The sequence below is a fragment of the Epibacterium sp. MM17-32 genome, assembly GCF_022348205.1.
Lineage (GTDB): Bacteria > Pseudomonadota > Alphaproteobacteria > Rhodobacterales > Rhodobacteraceae > Epibacterium.
The window spans coordinates 1-1,170 of sequence record NZ_JAKRFC010000038.1 but is presented as its reverse complement, the minus strand read 5'-3'; the positions used below and the strand labels follow the sequence as shown (position 1 = coordinate 1,170).

Annotated in this window: 1 protein-coding gene; it reads left to right on the top strand. The window is 59.0% G+C overall.

Annotation, left to right across the window (positions count from 1 at the left end; genetic code table 11):
* Positions 1–9 precede the first annotated feature (9 nt).
* Positions 10–1,136 (top strand): IS3 family transposase gene (locus MHM88_RS23070; RefSeq protein ID WP_239369321.1). Its coding sequence is split into 2 segments (ribosomal slippage): positions 10–274 and positions 274–1,136, totalling 1,128 coding nucleotides; the frame shifts between segments, so codons are not numbered across the junction.
* Positions 1,137–1,170: the final 34 nt, after the last annotated feature.

Sequence of the window (1,170 nt, the reverse complement as noted above, 5' to 3'; positions counted from 1 at the left end):
GACGACGAGATGGCAGGCAAACGAGAGAAGCCCGAGGACATCGTGCTGAAGCTGCGACAGGTTGAAGTGCTGCAAGGGCAAGGGAGCTCGGTTCAGGAAGCCGTTCGGCAAATCGGTGTGACGGTTCAGACTTACTACCGGTGGCGCAAGCAATATGGCGGGATGAGCCGCGATCAGCTCAAGCGGCTGAAGGAGTTGGAGACCGAGAATAGCCGGCTCCGTCGCGCCGTGTCTGATCTTACCTTGGACAAGATGATCCTTGCCGAGGCCGCACGGGGAAACTTCTAAGCCCTTCCCGCCGCAGGCAATGCATTGACCATGTGCGGCAAACCCTCAGCGTATCGGAGCGCAGGGTCTGCCGCACATTGGGTCAGCATCGCTCGACGCAGCGCAAAGTGCCTTGTGGCCGACCGGATGAAGCCCGGCTGACCGAGGATATCATTGCGCTGGCCGAAGAGTATGGGCGCTATGGATACCGCATGATCACAGGAATGCTGAACAACAGCGGCTGGCACGTAAATCACAAGCGTGTCGAACGGATCTGGCGGCAGGAAGGGCTGAAAGTCCCGCAGAAACAGCCCAAGAAGGGCCGGCTCTGGCTGAACGACGGCTCGTGCGTGAGGCTGCGGCCAGAACGCCCGAACCACGTTTGGTCCTATGACTTCGTTCAGGATCGCACGCATGACGGACGGGTCTTCCGCACCCTGAACATCATAGATGAGTTCACGAAGGAGGCGCTGGTGATCAAAGTCAAACGCAAGCTCAACTCAGTTGACGTGGTCGATGCCCTGACCGACCTGTTTATCCTGCGCGGCCCGCCGGAATACATCAGATCGGACAATGGAGCCGAGTTCATTGCCAAGAAGGTGCGCGCCTGGATCGGTGCCGTGGGCGCGAAGACCGCATTCATTGCCCCGGGATCACCTTGGGAGAACGGCTACTGCGAGAGCTTCAACGCCCGCTTCCGGGATGAGTTACTAAACGGCGAGGTCTTCACCACGCTGCGTGAAGCACAGATCCTCATCGAACGCTGGCGTCGCCACTACAACACGGTTAGGCCCCACAGCGCCTTAGGATACCGGCCCCCAGCGCCCAAAAGCATCGTCCCGATAGACCAAAGACCGACGATGCATTAACATTCAAATTGGACCACTCGATGGGGGCACATCA